Annotated in this window: 13 protein-coding genes; 9 read left to right on the forward strand and 4 right to left on the reverse strand. The window is 65.6% G+C overall.

The window, feature by feature from the left end:
• Positions 1-654: tyrosine-type recombinase/integrase (locus AAG799_RS09145; RefSeq protein WP_341895518.1), on the forward strand; the 654-nt coding region annotated here is incomplete at its 5' end.
• Positions 655-747: 93 nt separating this feature from the next.
• Positions 748-1,725, forward strand: coding sequence for a CoA ester lyase (locus AAG799_RS09150; protein WP_341895519.1), 978 nt, complete (start codon positions 748-750; stop codon positions 1,723-1,725).
• A gap of 3 nt (positions 1,726-1,728) precedes the next feature.
• Here the strand turns inward: AAG799_RS09150 and AAG799_RS09155 are convergent, their stop codons facing one another.
• The 3 genes from AAG799_RS09155 to AAG799_RS09165 are packed head-to-tail and all read right to left on the reverse strand — an operon-like array spanning position 1,729 to position 5,870.
• Positions 1,729-3,672 (reverse strand): nucleoside-diphosphate sugar epimerase/dehydratase, encoded by a 1,944-nt coding sequence (locus AAG799_RS09155; protein ID WP_341895520.1) that lies wholly within the window; start codon positions 3,670-3,672, stop codon positions 1,729-1,731.
• Positions 3,673-3,696: 24 nt separating this feature from the next.
• Entirely contained in the window at positions 3,697-4,704 is a 1,008-nt protein-coding gene (locus tag AAG799_RS09160) for a glycosyltransferase family 4 protein (protein ID WP_341895521.1), read from the reverse strand.
• A complete protein-coding gene (locus AAG799_RS09165) occupies positions 4,701-5,870 on the reverse strand; it encodes a glycosyltransferase family 4 protein (protein ID WP_341895522.1) in 1,170 nt (389 codons plus the stop codon). Before AAG799_RS09165 ends, AAG799_RS09160 begins: the two co-directional genes overlap by 4 nt.
• 155 nt (positions 5,871-6,025) lie before the next feature.
• On the opposite strand from AAG799_RS09165, the gene AAG799_RS09170 reads away from it, so the two are divergent.
• The 4 genes from AAG799_RS09170 to AAG799_RS09185 all read left to right on the forward strand — a co-directional run bounded on the left by AAG799_RS09170 (position 6,026) and on the right by AAG799_RS09185 (position 9,759).
• Positions 6,026-7,315 carry a nucleotide sugar dehydrogenase gene (locus tag AAG799_RS09170; protein WP_341895523.1) on the forward strand — a complete coding sequence of 430 codons (1,290 nt, stop codon included), beginning with the start codon at positions 6,026-6,028 and terminating at the stop codon, positions 7,313-7,315.
• Positions 7,316-7,388: 73 nt separating this feature from the next.
• Positions 7,389-8,534, forward strand: a complete 1,146-nt coding sequence (locus tag AAG799_RS09175; protein ID WP_341895524.1) for a GTP-binding protein — start codon at positions 7,389-7,391, stop codon at positions 8,532-8,534.
• Positions 8,535-8,542: 8 nt separating this feature from the next.
• Complete coding sequence (locus AAG799_RS09180) at positions 8,543-8,953, forward strand: hypothetical protein (RefSeq protein WP_341895525.1); 411 nt, start codon at positions 8,543-8,545, stop codon at positions 8,951-8,953.
• The gene (locus AAG799_RS09185; RefSeq protein ID WP_341895526.1) at positions 8,950-9,759 is read left to right on the forward strand and encodes a hypothetical protein; all 810 of its coding nucleotides are present in this window, start codon (positions 8,950-8,952) and stop codon (positions 9,757-9,759) included. Before AAG799_RS09180 ends, AAG799_RS09185 begins: the two co-directional genes overlap by 4 nt.
• A gap of 3 nt (positions 9,760-9,762) precedes the next feature.
• On the opposite strand, the gene AAG799_RS09190 is transcribed toward AAG799_RS09185, so the two are convergent.
• Positions 9,763-10,800 (reverse strand): asparaginase, encoded by a 1,038-nt coding sequence (locus AAG799_RS09190; protein ID WP_341895527.1) that lies wholly within the window; start codon positions 10,798-10,800, stop codon positions 9,763-9,765.
• A 59-nt stretch (positions 10,801-10,859) separates the two neighbouring features.
• Here AAG799_RS09190 and AAG799_RS09195 point away from each other — a divergent pair, with 59 nt between their 5' ends.
• The 3 genes from AAG799_RS09195 (at position 10,860) to AAG799_RS09205 (ending at position 16,304) form a co-directional block, all read left to right on the forward strand.
• On the forward strand, positions 10,860-11,393 hold the full coding sequence (locus tag AAG799_RS09195; RefSeq protein ID WP_341895528.1) for an RNA methyltransferase: 534 nt from the start codon (positions 10,860-10,862) through the stop codon (positions 11,391-11,393).
• A gap of 219 nt (positions 11,394-11,612) precedes the next feature.
• Positions 11,613-13,067 carry a hypothetical protein gene (locus AAG799_RS09200; protein ID WP_341895529.1) on the forward strand — a complete coding sequence of 485 codons (1,455 nt, stop codon included), beginning with the start codon at positions 11,613-11,615 and terminating at the stop codon, positions 13,065-13,067.
• Positions 13,068-13,172: 105 nt separating this feature from the next.
• The gene (locus tag AAG799_RS09205; RefSeq protein ID WP_341895530.1) at positions 13,173-16,304 is read left to right on the forward strand and encodes a CHAT domain-containing tetratricopeptide repeat protein; all 3,132 of its coding nucleotides are present in this window, start codon (positions 13,173-13,175) and stop codon (positions 16,302-16,304) included.
• Position 16,305: the final 1 nt, after the last annotated feature.

The raw sequence follows: 16,305 nt of genomic DNA on the forward strand, positions 1-16,305 counted from the left end.
GTGCAGGAGAATATCCGCAAGGACGATCCGGCAGCATTGCTGGATGCGCCGAAACGCGCGCGGCCGCTGCCCAAGCTTTTGAGCGAGAATGAAGTTGATCAACTGCTGAACGCCGCGCGCTCCCTGCGCGACGATCCGGCCGAATCCGCAAGGCTCACCGCGCTGCTGGAAGTGCTCTATGCCACCGGCCTGCGCGTCAGCGAACTGGTCGGTCTGCGCTGGCCGCCGTTTGGCGACGACGCCCGCTTCCTGGTGGTGCGCGGCAAGGGCAACAAGGAACGGCTGGTGCCGCTGTCGGAACCTGCCCGGCTCGCCATCGAGGATTATGCCGGCTGGCGCAGCGATTTCATGACTGGCAAGACCTCACCCTGGCTGTTTCCCTCGCGCGGCGACAGCGGCCACCTGACGCGCCAGCGCTTCGGCCAGCTGCTGAAAGACCTCGCGGCAGCGGCCGGGATCAGCCCGTCCAAGGTCTCGCCGCATGTGCTGCGCCATGCCTTTGCCAGCCATCTGCTGGCCCATGGCGCCGACCTGCGCGCGGTGCAGAAGATGTTGGGCCATGCCGATATCAGCACCACGCAGATCTACACCCATGTGCTGGAAGCCCGGAAACAGGCCCTGGTGCGCCAGCACCACCCTCTGGCCAAGCCCTAGGTTTTCCAAAGGAATTCCCTGACCTAACGTCAGGCTTGCCAAGCCTCTCCCGGCCAGTTAGCAGTTGCAACATAACAAGGGAGAGCCAGCGTCATGAGCTTCAAGACGATCACCCCCGCCCCTGCCCGGCTGAACCGCTGCGAGCTGGCGGTACCCGGCAGCAGCGTGAAGCTGTTCGAGAAGGCGGCGAAATCCGCCGCCGATGTGATCTTCCTCGATCTCGAAGACGCCGTGGCGCCCGATGACAAGCCGCAGGCACGCAAGAATATCGTGCAGGCCCTGCATGACATCGACTGGGGCCGCAAGGTGATGTCGGTGCGCATCAACGGGCTGGATACCCATTACATGTATCGCGACGTGGTCGAGGTGATCGAGGGCGCGGGCGACAAGGTCGACCTGGTGATGGTGCCGAAAGTGGGCACCGCAGCCGATATCTATGCCGTCGACATGCTGCTGACCCAGATCGAGACGGCAAAAGGCTTCAAGAAGCGTATCGGTATCGAGGCGATCATCGAAACCGCGCTGGGCATGCAGAATATTCACGAAATTGCGGCTGCAAGCCCACGCATGGAAAGCCTGCATTTCGGCGTTGCCGACTATGCCGCCAGCACGCGCGCCCGCACGACATCCATCGGCGGCCCGAATGCGCTCTATGGCGTGCTGACCGACAAGGATGGCGACAAGCCGCGCGACTATTTCTGGGGCGACATGTGGCATTACGCCATCTCGCGCATGGTGGTGGCGGCGCGCGCCAACGGCCTGCGCCCGATCGACGGGCCGTTCGGCGATTTCTCGGATGCCGATGGCTACAGGGCGCAGGCCAATCGCGCCGCCATCCTCGGCTGCGAAGGCAAATGGGCGATCCACCCGGCACAGATTGCCGTTGCCAACGAGGTCTACACGCCGCCGGAAGCGGAAGTGGCCAAGGCCAAGCGGATTCTGGAAGCGATGAAGGAGGCCCAGGCCAAAGGCCAGGGCGCCGTGGCGCTGGACGGCAAGCTGATCGACATCGCCTCGATCCGCCAGGCCGAAGGCATCGTCAAACAGGCGGAGCTGATCGCCCGCGGCTGAGGCCTAAGCCGCCGAAGCCGGCACCGCGCCCTGGCCATTGGGCGCATGCTGGAATTCCGGCACCAGCGCGGCGATGCCGGCGATCAGCGCCGCGGTATCGCGCTGCTGCGCATGCCCAATCAGGCTGGCGATGGTGCGGTCCAGTTCGGCGCGGTCGACGATGCGGGGCGCCGCCAGCATGATGCCGTCCTGCGGCGTCGACACCGTGGTTTCGGCGCTGTGCAGCACTTCCTCATACAGCTTCTCGCCCGGGCGCAGGCCGGTGAAGGCGATCTTGATATCCTTGTCGGGCTGCAGGCCGGCAAGGCGGATCATCTGTCGCGCCAGATCCTGGATGCGCACCGGCTCGCCCATGTCGAGCACGAAAATCTTGCCCTCGGCCTGCACCCTGTCACTCGGCATGGCGGCGGCCTGCAGGATCAGTTCGACCGCCTCACGCGTGGTCATGAAGAAGCGCGTCACATCCGGATGCGTCACGGTCAGCGGACCGCCCTGGCCCAGCTGGCGCTGGAATAGCGGCACCACCGATCCGGAAGATCCGAGCACATTGCCGAACCGCACCGTCACATACTGCGTGCCATTGCCGCGGCCGGTGCTGCGCTCCAGATCGAGGCTCTGACAGATCATCTCCGCGATCCGCTTGGTCGCGCCCATCACATTGGTGGGATTCACCGCCTTGTCGGTCGAGATCATCACCATGACGGCCACGTTATGGCGCTGGCAGGCCTGCGCCACGATCTGGGTACCGCGCACATTGGTGAGCAGGCCCTCGCCGACATTGGCCTCCACCAGCGGCACATGCTTGTAGGCCGCTGCATGCAAAACAATATCCGGACGCTGCGCGGCAAAAGCCGATTCCACCGAGTCCGGATCGCGCACATCGCCCAGCACGGCGACGCGCGGCAGTGCCGGATAGCGTTCCGACAGCTCCATGTCGATCTGGTAGAGCGCATGTTCGCTCTGTTCGAACAGCACGATGGCGGCAGGAGCGAGGGCTGCGACCTGGCGCACCAGTTCCGACCCGATGGTGCCGCCGGCGCCGGTGACCAGCACGCGCCGGCCGGCGATCAGCCGCAGCACGGCACTGCGATCGAGCACGCGCTGCGGCCGGCCGAGCAGATCCTCGACATCGACCGACTGCACCTGCGGCGCGTCGCCTTCCTTGCGGAACTCGGTCATGCGGGGCAGGCGCGCGACGCTGATGCCCAGCGGTGCCGCGATCTCGACCAGATCACGGATGGTGCGGCCATCGACCCGCTCATCCGCCACGATGATGCGGCGCGGCCGATCAATCTCGTCCATGCCGGTGATGATGGCCGACAGATCGGCCAGACGGCCGAGCACGCGGATGCCGCGCAGGTCGCGGCCATGGCGGCCGGTGGAATCATCAATGATGCCAACCACGCGATAGGCGGCATTGCCGCGCTCCATCTCGCGGATGAAGGTATCGGCGGCCAGGCTGGAACCGATCAGCACGACCGGCACACGCCTGTCTTCGCCGCGCCACAGCACGCCAGCCAGGCTGCCTTCCTTCCAGCTGCGATACAGGATGCGCGGCCCGGCCAGCAGCAGCATGAGGATGAAGACCTGCATCACCAGCGCACTGCGCGGGTAATCCGCCAGACGGGTGAAAATGAACAGCAGCGGCACGAAGATCAGCAGCGACAGCAGGCTGCCACGCAGGATCGCCAGCATGTCGCGCAGGGAGGCGAAATGCCAGATGCCGCGATAGAGCCCGGTATACTGGAACACCACACCGGCCACGCCGGCAAAAACCAGCGTCGGCAGCCAGGCTTCCTCGGGCGACCAGTCGATATCGACAATCCAGAACCGCAGCCAGATCGCCAGCGGCAGCGAGATCGCCGCCATGACAATGTCATGCACCGCCACCAGCAGGACGCGGTGGTTCAGGTGGCGAGGGCTGATGAACTTGGGCTTATCGGTCATGATCGGTCACGGCCATCCTAGCCGCTACGCCGATTCGGCGAAATGCCTGCAGACGGCCGCCGTGGCGGCAACCGCGGCCAGGGTGGCGGCGATGGCCGCCTGCCATGACTGCAGGCTGGCCAGCGCCAGGCCGACCAAAAGCAGATTGAGTGCCGCGATCCGCAGGGCGACTGCCGCATGGCTGCCGAATTTACGCGCGCCCTGCTGGTAGAAGTGGCTGCGATGGGCCTGCCAGACCTTTTCGCCGCGCAAGCCGCGGCGCAGCAATGTGTAAGTTGCATCAACCCAGTAATACATCGGCAGAATCAGCGCCGCCGCCCAGGCACCAGACAGCGCCAGCAGCAGGAGCAGCAGTCCAAGCAGATAGCCGACCGGCACGCTGCCGACATCGCCGAGGAAAACCTTCGCTTTGCCCCAGTTCCACGGCAGGAAGCCCAGCGCGGCCATGGCCACGACCAGGCCCGGTGCATTGGCCAGATCGGGATGCTGCCAGGCCGCAACCAGCACACTGCCGGCACCCACCGTCACCATCTCGACGCCGGTGATGCCGTTGATGCCATCCATGAAGTTGAACAGGTTGGTGAACCACAGCCAGGCGAGGAACAGCACCACGCGTTCGAGCCAGAGCGGCACCGCACCCTGGGTGATCGTGGCGAAATCGGGCAGCAGTGCCAGTACCGCTCCGACGGCCAGCATCTGCACACCGAAACGCAGGCCGACCGGCAAGCCGCCGTGGCGGTCGTCGAGCCAGGACACCAGCGCCAGCGCCGCCATGCCGAGCAGAACCAGTACGAAAAAATCGCTGAAGTCAAAGACCGACCAGACAATGCAGCCGAACAGGATGCCGGCGGTGACGGCAACACCGCCGCCGCGCGGGGTGGCATCGGTATGGCTGGAGCGGTCGTTGGGAATATCCAGCACGGCGCGGCGCTGCAGCCAGCCGATCAGCGGGCGCATCAGCACGAAGACCAGCAGCCCGCTGGCGAGTGCAATGGCAAGGGCGATCAGCCAGTCCTGCAGCAACGCACTCACAGCGATTCTCCCCGCATCTGCAAGACGCGATCATAGGTCGCCAGGCTGGCGGCAACGAACTGCTCGACCGAAAATTCCGCCACCGCGATGGCGCGGCTGCGCGCCGCCAGGCGATGGCGCAGCGGCACATCTTCGAGCAGACGGCGGATCGCATCGGCCGTCGCCTTGCCATCGCCGACCGGTACCAGCAGGCCGTTTTCCTCATGCCGCACCACTTCGCGGCAACCCGGTGCATCGGTGGTGACGATGGCGCGGCCGATGGCCGCGGCCTCGATCAAACCGCGCGGCAGACCCTCGCGATAGGATGGCAGCACAATGATATGGGCGCGCGGCAGCATCGCCGGCATGTCATCGGCAAAGCCCCAGTATTCCACCACGCCACTGTCGATCCAGCGCTGCAGCTGTTCGGCGCCGATATCGGTCTTGTTGTCCGGATCGCGGCGGCCGACCAGCACGAAGCGCGCGACCGCACCTTCCGCGCGCAGGATTTCAGCCGCCGCGACGAATTCGCGCACGCCCTTGTCGCCCAGCAGGCGGGCTGGAAACATCACCACAGGCGGGTTGGCGGCATCGACCGATGGCTCGGCGTGGTTGGCAAACACCTGCATGTCGACGCCGCAGCCCTTGATCATCACCCAGCGATCCGGGCGCACCAGGCGGCGCGCCTCGAAAACCGCGAGATCGTCCGGGTTCTGGAAAATGGCGATGCTCCGGCCGTAGCCCAGCGCCAGGCGATAGAGCCGCTCGATCAGGCGACGCAGCAGGCCGGTCTGCACATCGGCGCGGTCTTCGCTCTGGATGAACACATAACCCAGCCCGGTGATGGCATGCACCACGCCCGGCAGGACAGCCAGCCGGGCGGCCAGCCCGCCCCAGACCACCGGCTTGATCGAAACCAGATGCACGAGCTGCGGCCGCAGGCGCAGGAACAGGCCGAGCAGTACCAGCAGCAGCCTGAACTCGGCCAGCGGGTTCTGCCGGCTGCGGGTCAGCGGGATCGGATGAAAGACAAAGCCTTCCGCCTGCAGCCGGGCGGCAATGGCCGGATCGGCCGGGGCGGCGACATGCACGGTCCAGCCACGGCGCTGCATCGCCCGGCCGACGGGCAGCCGGTGGGTGGTGAAGAACAGGGCTTCCTGGACGACGATGAGCAACCGGCGGGCCATGAGGCGGCTCTACCGGCTGGCGGAAGGCGGGTCAAGCCGCTGAATTCCTTAATGCCGCGCTTGGTCGCCCCAGCAGCTTTCCGGCCCGGCTTTATTGACAGGAACCGGCCGGGCGAGTACCCCCCCTTTAGCGCTTTTTTCGTGAAAGTCCTGCCGTGTCCAAGCCCGTTTCGCCCCCCTCCATCGCCGTCATCGGCCTCGGTTATGTCGGCCTGCCGCTGGCCGTGGCGCTGGCCCGGCATTTTCCGGTTCTGGGCTTCGATATCGACAAAAGCCGCGTCGAGGAACTGGGCCGTGGCGAGGACCGCACCCGGGAAATCGAACCCGAGATCCTGCGCAGCAGCAGCCTGAAGCTGAGTGCCGCCCCGGCCGACCTGCCGGGCCAGCAGATTTACATCGTCACCGTGCCGACACCGGTGGACGACAGGAACGTGCCCGATCTCGGCCCCGTACGCTCGGCTTCGCGCACAGTCGGCCAGGCACTGAAGACCAGGGCTGCCTCCGGCGCCATCGTTGTCTACGAAAGCACCGTCTATCCCGGCGTGACCGAGGAGATCTGCGGTCCGCTGCTGGAGCAGATGTCGGGCCTGACCTGCGGCAAGGATTTCTTCCTCGGCTATTCGCCCGAGCGCATCAATCCCGGCGACAAGGTGCACACGGTCGACAAGATCACCAAGGTGGTGGCCGGCCAGACGCCCGACGTGGCGGCCACGCTGGCAGGCATCTACGGCAAGATCACCTCGGGCGGCATCCATCTGGCGCCGACGATCAAGACCGCCGAAGCCGCCAAGGTGATCGAGAACGCCCAGCGCGACATCAACATCGCCTTCATCAACGAGATCGCGATGATCTTCGGCAAGATGAACATCTCGACCTACGATGTGCTGGAAGCCGCCGGCACCAAATGGAACTTCCTCAAGTTCCAGCCCGGCCTGGTCGGTGGTCACTGCATCGGCGTCGACCCTTATTACCTGGCGCATCGCGCCGAGGAACTGGGCCATCACGCCCGCATTATCCTGTCGGGCCGCGCCATCAACGACGGCATGAGCGCCCATGTGGCCGAGGCCGTATCGGCGCGGATCGCCCCCAAGGGCACCGTGCTGCTGCTCGGCCTCACCTTCAAGGAAGATGTGCCTGACCTGCGCAACTCCAAGGTGGCCGATCTGGTCGGCCATCTGAAGCGGCTCGGCCATAGTGTGACGATCCACGATCCGCTGGCCGATCCGCATGAGGCACAGCACGAATATGGCCTGATGCTGGCGCCGCGGCTGGACCAGCTGTCCGGCTTCGATGCCGTGCTGGGCGCCGTGCCGCATGAGGTCTATCGCCAATTCGCCGATGCCGAACTGGGCAGGCTGGTCAAGGCCGGCGGCCTGGTCGCCGACCTCAAGGGCATGTGGCGCGACCGCAAACTGCCGGCCGGCCTGAAATACTGGACGCTTTAGGGTGATCCCGGGAATATCGCACTGGACTTCGTGCCGGTGCTGACCGAAATATCCTGTTCATCAGGAGCGTAAGATGTCCGAACAGATCGACAAGCGCATTCCGGTATCCGTGATTACCGGCTTTCTCGGGGCGGGCAAGAGCACCCTGCTCAACCGCCTGCTGCGCCATGCCGACATGGGCGACACGGCGGTGATCGTCAATGAGTTCGGCGAGATCGGCCTGGATCACGCCCTGATTGCCTCCAGCAAGGAAGACACCATCCTGCTCAGCTCGGGCTGCCTGTGCTGCACCGTGCGGGGCGACCTGGTGAACACCTTCCGGGAACTGACCGCCAAGCGCGATTCCGGCGAGGTGAAGCCGTTCAAGCGCGTGGTGATCGAGACGACGGGCCTGGCCGACCCGGCACCGGTGCTGCACACCCTGATGAGCGACCCGGTGGTGGCCGAGCGCTGCCGCCTGGAAAGCGTGGTCACGCTGGTGGATGCGGTGAATGGCAGCGGCACGCTGGACCATCATACCGAAGCCGTGAAGCAGGCTGCCGTGGCCGACCGGCTGGTACTGACCAAGACCGATCTGGCCGAGCCCAAGGCCGTGCAGCAGCTGCGCCATCGCCTGCAGCATCTTAATCCCGGCGCGCCGGTCTTCACTGCCATCGGTGGCGATATCGCGCCGAAGCAGCTGTTCAATGCCGGCCTCTACGATCCGGCCACCAAAAGCTTTGACGTTCAGAACTGGCTGCGTGCCGAAGCCTATGGCGCCGGCCACCATCATCACGACCATGACCACGGGCATGACCACGACCATCATGACGATGGCGACCACCATCACCATGACGATCACGGCCACCAGCATTTCGAAACCACCGATGGCAAGCTGGACGTCAATCGCCACGATGCCTCGATCCAGTCCTTCTGCCTCACCTTCGACGAACCCTTCGAGTGGAACACGCTGGCCACCTGGCTCGATCTGCTGGCGGCCTATCGCGGCGACAACCTGCTGCGCGTAAAGGGCCTGGTGAATGTCACCGGCGTTGACCGCCCGGTGGTGATTCATGGCGTGCAGCACCTGTTCCATCCGCCGGCCACGATTCCGGCATGGCCCGATGACAGCCGCCAGAGCCGCATCGTCTTCATCACCCGCGACCTCGGCCGCGAGGTGATCGAGCAGACCTTGAATGCGCTGCAAAAAGCCGAACCGCCCGCGGCACAGGGCAGCTGAGAGCTGCTATGAGCGCCGGTGACTTCCCGCCCGCCAGCGCAGCGACCAGCCTGGCCGCGCTGATCGCCCTGGGAACCACCTTTGCCCAGATCGTGCGCGCCGAGACTGCGGCGCTGCGCAAGGGCGAGCGCGCCAGCTTTGAGGCACTGACCGCAAGCAAGAGCGCGTATCTCGAAACCCTGAAGCAGAGCATGGCCGCGCTGGAGCCGCAGCGCAGCACGGCCAGTGCAGTGGAGCGCGAGCGCTGGATGGCGGTGGCCGCCGATTGCGAAGCCGCCCTGCAGGAAAATGCCAAGCTGATCGCCGGCGAGCAGCTGCATGCCGCCGCGATGATGGACATGCTGCGGCAGATGCTGCGCCAGCGCCAGACCGGCGCCGCCGGCTATGGCCGTGATGGCCGGCTGAAACCGCGCATATGAACCAGATGCCTGCCCTGCCGGCGCTGGATGCCGGCCTTGCCGAGCTGATCCGCAGCCTGCAGCGCACCGCGCCGAACCGGGTGTTCTCGGCCAGCTATGGCGGGCAGCGGCTGTGGATCAAGACCGTGGCGCGGCCGCGCCTGCGCTCGTCCGTGCTGCTGCAGCAGGTGATCGCTTTTTGCTCCGGCCTGCCGCTGCTGCGGCCGGCGCATAATCCCGGCGGGGCCGCCGGCCTGGCCGCCGAAGCCGCGGCGATGCACCATTTGCGGGCGGCCGGCTTTCCGGTGCCACCCGTGGTGGGCTGCACGGCCGAATGGCTGGTGCTGGGCGATGCCGGCGATGCGCTGGAAACGCAGCTGAATGTCCTGCGCCGCAACGACCCCGACGCCTGCTGGCGCCAGATCACGGCCGCCGGCGCGCTGCTCAGCCGCCTGCATGCCGCCGGGCTGTGGCATGGCGGCGCACAGATCCGCAATTTCAGCTGGCAGGATGGCGCGCCCGGCCTGCTGGATTTCGAGGACCATGACCTGCCCGGCATGACACTGGCCGAGCGTCAGGCGCGCGACCTGCTGCTGTTCCTGTATTCCCTGACGCGCTACGACAATGCCCCTGGACCGCCACGCCTGCCGGTGCTGGCGGCGACGATGCTGGGCAGCGCCAGCACCGAGGTGCATGACGCCCTGCGCAAATTGCGCCGCCGCATGGCCTGGCTGCTGGCGATTGCCCGCCTGATCGCGCCCAAAGCCGGCCGCGATGTGCGGCAGGCGGTCGCCGCCGACGCCGCGCTGGGCGCCGCTCTGCGCTAAAACTCAGAAGGCCGGCGGTTCCAGCCCGATACTGCCGACGTTGATGCCGCGCCAGTTGTTCAGCGGCTGCTCCACCAACGGCCGGATCTGCTCCCGACCGCTGACATCCAACAGTTCCAGATGCTCGAGCAGGCCACCCAGCGCGGTCTGCGCCGCGCGTGCCGTACCGTCCAGAACCTTCAGCGCGATGCCGAGGCCCAGCTCAGCCGAGGCCGCGGTATAGACGCCTTCGGCGCCGGTCTTGGCAATGAAGCGTCCCTTGCCGGCCTGCATCACCGCGGTGCAGAAGCGGCCGGTGCCGGCGACGAAGAAGGGTTCGGCCGCCACGGCCGCGGCAAGGCGTTTGGCTGCCTGCGCACGTTCGGGTGCGAGGCCGGTGCCGGTGACGAAGCGGGCGAAACCCCAGGCGAGATTGTGCAACGGGATCGCCATGGTGGGCATCGAGCAGCCATCGGTGGCGAAATGCTCGGGCGCGATCTTCACGCCGCAGACATCCTCAATGGCGGCGGTGACACGACGCTGCACCGGATGGTCGGGCAGCACATAGCCGCGGATATCCTCACGCAGATGGGTGGCGACCGAGACCATGCCGCAATGCTTGCCCGAGCAGTTGTTGTGCAGCGGCGTCGGCGCCCTGCCGTCACGGGCGATCTGCCGCGCCGTCTCCTCGTGATAGGGCCAGTGGGCGCCGCATTCCAGATCGTCGGACTTCAGCCCGATGCGGGCGAGCCAGGCGCCGGCGGTTTCGGTATGGCGCAATTCGCCGCCATGGCTGGCGCAGGCCATCGCCAGTTCGCTCTGGCTTAAGGAAAACGCATCGGCGGCGCCGCTTTCCACCAGCGGCAGGGCCTGGATCGCCTTATTGGACGAGCGCGGGAAGATCGAGGCCTGCGGATCGCCCCAGGCTGCCAGTGTCTTGCCATCGCCATCGACGATGGTGGCGATCACCGGGTGGCGGCTTTCCACTTGCGTGCCGCGCTTCACTTCAACGATAAAGGGCCGCGCACCGGGCGCCGGCAGGGGAGCGAAAGGCTTGCCCATGGCGGTATACTCCTGTCCAGAATCCGGTGGTCTTATACACGTAAGGAATGGAACTGGCGATGCGCGGCTTTTTCGGAATCGGTGTCGAGGGCCTGAGCAAGCCGATGAATGCCGGCAACCTGTTCCGCACGGCGCATGCCTTTGGCGGCAGCTTCGTCTTCACCATTGCCGCCACCTATTCGGTGAACGCCGCCCGCTCCGACACCAGCAAGACGCCGCATAACCTGCCCTGGTACACCTATGACTCGCCGGCCGAGCTGAGCCTGCCGACCGGCTGCCAGCTGGTCGGCATCGAGCTGCTGGACGAGGCCATCGAGCTGCCGAGTTTCCGCCACCCGTTGCGCGCCGCTTATGTGCTGGGTCCGGAGATGGGCTCGCTCAGCCCGGCGCTGGTGGCGCGCTGCGACCATGTGATCAAGATTCCGACCAGTTTCTGCGTCAATGTCGGGGTCGCCGGCGCCATCGTGATGTATGACCGCCTCATCACCCTGGGCAAATTCGGCGAACGGCCGCTGTCGCCGCTGGCCAGGGCCCGGGATACGGCCGCCGCCCCGGCCAATCCCGGCGGTCGCATGCCCAAGCGCAAGGCATAACGTAGCGGCAGGCGGCCCGCGGGCAATCTGGGGTTTCACTGCGCTGGCGATTCGGGACGATCTCTAATAGAATCAAAGACATGCGCATTCACTTTTCCACAGGCTGCTGTCATAGTGGTTGCGACTGGGGGTCGGCAGCAGCCTGAAATGAATGTCAGTGCACCATCGGGAATAACGGAAGTCGGTAGCGGCGTTGTCCTGTGCCAGGACGCCCATGCGTTGTCGGAGCGCCGTGCGCTGTCGATGATCGGCCGCGTCTGCCGCGACTATCTTGACGAAAATATCCTGACGCCGCTGGAGCTGCTGCATCACAGCGGGCATGCCAAATTGCTGAACGGTGCCGAGAATCTTTGCGCGGCGCTGGTGCAGAAAGCGGCGGTCGCCCAGGCCCAGGCGACCAACACCGCCGTGCGCGACAAGATGAAAAAGATCTACGCCATCACCACGGCGGCGATCACCCAGGTCGAGGCGTTCGAGAAGAAACTGCCGCATACGCCACTGACCCACCGGCTGCTGAGCCAGCTGACGGCATCAGATCCGCTTTATGGCACGCGCATCGCCTATTGTGCGCTGGCGCATCATCTGAACATGACCAAGACCTGGACCGAAAAGGCCGGTCGCGTGGTCGCCTTGTTCGATTCTGCCATCGAGCCTCCGGCGGCGGCGGTGCTGGATGAAGCGCTGGCCGAGATCCTGCAGGCCAAGACCGCCGTGCCGGAACTGCTGGGCAAGTTCCGCGATGCGCGGCTGCGCGTCATCCAGCTGATGGCCCTGCTGGACAGCCGTTACGCCATCGACGACGACGCCTATGCCACCGATTTCGCCCAAACCCTCAACAAGATTGCCGCCAAGCAGACGATGCCGTCGCTACGCGAAGCGGTGATCCAGCTGGTGCGTCGCCTGCTGATATCCTCGGTGCCGCTGCTGTCGGAAGAACCGGCCGAGGAATTTCCCGCCACCCGCGAAGTTTATGCGCTGCTGACCAAGGATCGTGAGTTTGCCATCGAGCTGGGCGCCGCCGACCTGTTCGAGAAACGCATGGTTCGCCTGGTGACGGCGGAAAAACTGGCGCGCCTGATCCCCGGCCATTTCTCGGCGCCGAAGCTGATGCAGGGCCTCAAGCTGTTTGAGGAAAGCATCGGCGAAGGCCCAAAGGAAATCCTGCTCAAATACATCGCCTACCTGTTCGAGCATCGCGACCTGGAAAAGGAATTCGTCGATCCGGCCTATTCCACCGAGGAAAAGAGCGAGATCGCCCAGGAGCTGCGCAAGAAACTGATCAGTGCCGGACTTTCGGATCACCGCCGCGAACAGTTCCTCGGCATTCTCGATCCGCTGATCCAGCGCATCGGCCAGGACCAGCGCAAATCCACCCGCAACCAATGCGGCCCGGAAGACCATGTCGTGCTGGAAGGCAACCGCATTCCGCTGAAGAACTGGAGCGCCATCGGTCTGCTGTTCGGCCCGATCACCGGCACCTTCCTGCAGGGCGAACTGCTCAAGCTGACCGTCAAGATCAAGAATCCGAAGCTGCAGATCACCTTTGATGCCGAAGGGGATGTGGTGCGCTACACCGAAGACGGTTTCGTGGCGATGAAATACCGCTGCCTCGATACGCAGATGGCCAAGAAGGTTGCGCTGTATTTCGACCCTCTGGCGGGCGCGAAGGTCTAAAAATACATCCTCCGCATGCAGTCGATGAAAGCGCGGCCGCCACGCTGCGTTGACGGTTTTCGTGGCAGGAATATGCTACCGTCATGGCTGAGGGTGGAGATGGCCATGCAGAAAATCATTTCGGGACTCTTGCTGGGTCTGGTCTGGACGGCGGCGCCGGTCGTCCCGCTGGCCGCACAGCCCGTGGCGCAGACCGCCACGCCGGCATTGGCCGCGCCGCCGCGCAGCATTGCTGACATCGTCGCCATCCTGGATCAGGAAAAACCCGATCCTGCCCGGCGCGCCCGCCTGATCGCCCAGGCCGAAATCCAGGAACCGCCGAACCTGGATGCCCGCCAGCGCAGCCGCTTCCTCTACGAACGTGCGCAGGCCGCCGCGCAGCTGGGCCGCCCGGAAAGCGCCCTGCGCGATGCAACGCTGGCGGCAAGGCTGGCCGATGAGGTGGGCGACGACAGCTACCGCATCATGCAGCTGGTCGGCGCGATGTTGCGCAATCTTGGCCATATTCAGGAAATGCTGGATATCTATACCCGGCAGATCGACCTGATCGAGAAGTCACGGGCGCGTGGACGTGTGATCAACGCTTACCGCTCTGCCGTGCAGGCCTCCATCGACCTCGGCCGGCTCGAACAGGCCGAGAAATATGTCGGCTATGCGGAAGGCGTGCATCGCGAATTGAGCAGCGGACGCGGAAATGCCTTCATGTTCCTGACCAGCTGGCAGGCTGATATCGACCTGTCCAAGGCCGCCATCGCCCTGGCGCGGGGCCGCTACACCGAGGCGGAAGCACATTTCACCAGCAGCATTGCCAATACCCGCGATGCAATCGAGAAGATGAAGAACTGGCCGGAAAAGCCGCCGGCCGGCGGCATGGAAAACGGCAATGATGTCAGCCTGCTGCGTCTTGGCGAAACCAAGCTGGCCCAGGGCCGCATCGTCGAAGCCGAGGTGGATATCCGCCAGGCCCTGCTCAGCCTGTTGCGCCGTGGCGGAAAGTATTTCGGCCAGACCGGCCAGGCGGTTATCAGCCTGTCGACCGTGCTCGTGGAGCAGGGCCGCTATGCCGAAGCGGAAAAGCTGACGCGCACCGCGCTGGAGATTTTCCGCGATCTCGGCATCGACGAAACGGCGGGTCAGATTAACAACTCCAAGCGATCGCTGGCCAATATCCTGATCCTGCAGCGCCGCTGGCAGGAGGCGGCCAAGCTGTATGAAGAGGTCTTTTCCAATGTCCAGAATAATCAGGATGCCAGCCGTGCCGGCAGCCGCATTTCCAACGGCCGCATCCTCGCACTCGCTCGCACTGGCGAGGGCGCGCGCGCCGTCGAAGTAGCCGGTCGGGTACTGGAAGCCGCCTCTGCCCGGCTTGGCGAACGCCATTTCGACACGGCAATGGTGCGCGGTCTGCACGGCGTTGCGCTCGCCGCCGCCGGCCAGGATACCGAAGCCGTCGCCGCATTCCGGGCCGCACTGCCGGTGATCCTGTCCAGCTCGCGCCAGGCCGATACCGAGGAGAGCACTTCGGCGTCACGCGATTTCTATATCCAGACCATCGTTGAAAACTACATCGTGCTGCTGGCCAAGGTGCAAGGCACGCCTGCCGCCGCCGGTCTTGATGCCGGCACCGAAAGCTTCCGGCTGGCCGATGTGGCCCGTGGCCGCAGCGTGCAGCGCGCGCTCTCGGCTTCGGCCGCACGCGCCGCCGTGCGCGATCCAGCACTCGCCACCCTGATCCGCGACGAGCAGGACGTGCTAAAGCAAATCGCCGCGCAGTTCGGCCTGCTGAGCAACCTGCTGGCGCTGCCGCCCGGGCAGCGTGACGACAAAGCGATTCTCAGCTTACGCACCCAGGTCGACAAACTGCGCGACGCCCGCGCCAAGACACGGCAGCAGATCGAAAAGCAGTTCCCCGAATATGCCAGCCTGATCGATCCGCGCCCGCCGTCGCCCGACGATGTACGCGGCGCGCTGCGTCCGGGCGAGGCGCTGCTGTCCTTCTACCTGGCTCAGGATAACAGCTTCGTCTGGGTCGTGCCCAAGGAGGGGCCGGTAGCCTTTGCCGCCAGTCCGGTCGGGGCCGCCGCCCTCGAGCAAAAGGTCAATCGCCTGCGCCGCGCGCTGGAGCCCCAGGCCGAAACACTGGGCGACATTCCGGCCTTCGACCTGGTGCTCGCACACGAGATGTACCAGACGCTGCTGCAGCCGGTGGAAGCCGGCTGGAAATCGGCGAAGAGCCTGTTCGTGGTCACCAATGGCGCGCTCGGCCTGCTGCCGCTGTCGCTGCTGCCCACGGCGCCGGCGACTGTCGATATGAAGGCCGCGCCGCTGTTCGACGGCTACAAGACCGTGCCCTGGCTGGCACGCACCCATGCGGTGACACAGCTGCCGTCGACCGCTGCCCTGAAAACCCTGCGCGGCCTGCCCGCCGGCAGCGCCAGCCGCGCACCCTTCATCGGCTTCGGCGATCCCTTCTTCAATGCCGAGCAGGCCGCGGAGGCCGCCAGCGAGGCGCCGCAGCGCATCGCCTCGGCCGATCCGGTGGCGGTGCGCGGCGCCAAGCTGAAGCGCCGCAACGCGCCGCAGATCGAGGGCATCGACAGTGCCGAACTGGGCCAGTTGCCCCGCCTGCCCGATACCGCCGACGAGCTGCGCTCGGTGGCGGGTGCCATGCGGGCCGACCTGAGCAAATCCCTCTTCCTTGGCAAGAATGCCAACGAGAAGCTGGTCAAGCAGAGCAAACTCGACGGCTACAAGGTGGTGGCCTTTGCCACTCACGGCCTGATCCCCGGTGAGCTGAACGGCCTGACCCAGCCCGCGCTGGCACTCACCGCACCGCTGGTGGCCGATGTCGATGGCGATGGCCTGCTGACCATGGACGAAATTCTCGGCCTCAAGCTGGATGCCGACTGGGTTGTGCTCTCGGCCTGCAACACCGGCACCGGCGCTGGCGCCGGCGCCGAGGCCGCTTCGGGCCTGGGCCGCGCCTTCTTCTACGCCGGCACCCGCGCCCTGCTGCTGACCAACTGGTCGGTGCATTCGGCCTCGGCCAGGGACCTGGTCACCGACCTGTTCCACCGCCAGTCCAGCGACGCCCGGCTCAGCCGTGCCGAAGCCCTGCGCCAGGCCATGGTCGCCCTGCTGGATGGGCCGGGCTATCAGGAAGATGGCAAGTCGCTGTTCAGCTACAGCCATCCGATCTTCTGGGCGCCTTACACGCTGATGGGCGACGGCGGCTGAG

Origin of the sequence: Ferrovibrio terrae, from assembly GCF_943371255.1 — a bacterium.
Lineage (GTDB): Bacteria > Pseudomonadota > Alphaproteobacteria > Ferrovibrionales > Ferrovibrionaceae > Ferrovibrio > Ferrovibrio terrae_B.